1 protein-coding gene is annotated in these 558 nt (G+C 64.2%); it reads right to left on the bottom strand.

Annotated features, from left to right (window positions below; all coding sequences use genetic code 11):
* A partial coding sequence (locus tag AC1D1X_RS25330; RefSeq protein WP_477699640.1) for a 3-hydroxyacyl-CoA dehydrogenase family protein occupies positions 1-558 on the bottom strand: 558 nt, incomplete at both ends.

Genomic DNA, 558 nt, shown 5'->3' with positions numbered 1-558 from the left:
GTTCACCACGATGGGGATCTTGCCCAGGGCCTGCACATAGTCGAAGGCGCAGGCCACGGTTTCATCGTCGGTTTGCTTGCCGCGAATGATCTCGACCAGCTTCATCTTGTCGACCGGGCTGAAGAAGTGGATCCCGATGAATTTTTCGGGCCTGTCGCTTGCCGTGGCCAGGCTGCTGATGGGCAGGGTCGAGGTATTGGACGCGAAGAAACCGCCGGGCGCCAGCAACGGCTCGGCCTCCTGCGTCACTTTGGCCTTGAGGTCGCGCCGCTCGAAGACGGCCTCGATGATGAGGTCGCAGCCGGCTAGTTCCGCAACCTGGTCGGTCGCGGTGATGCGAGAGAGCAGGGCGCTTTGCTCGGCGGCCGTCATGCGGCCTTTCTCCACACGCGGCGCGGTGATCTTGCTGCTGTAAGCCTTGCCGGCTTCGGCCTTGTCCTGGCTGACGTCCTTGAGCACGGTGGCAATGCCTTTGCTGGCCTGTGCGTAAGCGATGCCCGCGCCCATCATGCCGGCGCCCAGCAGGCCGACCTTGGCAGGCCTGAAACGCCCTACGCC

This window comes from Polaromonas sp. P1_G4 (genome assembly GCF_056405475.1).
Note: the sequence above shows the minus strand (reverse complement) of the source record. Positions and strands in the feature narration are given on the sequence as shown.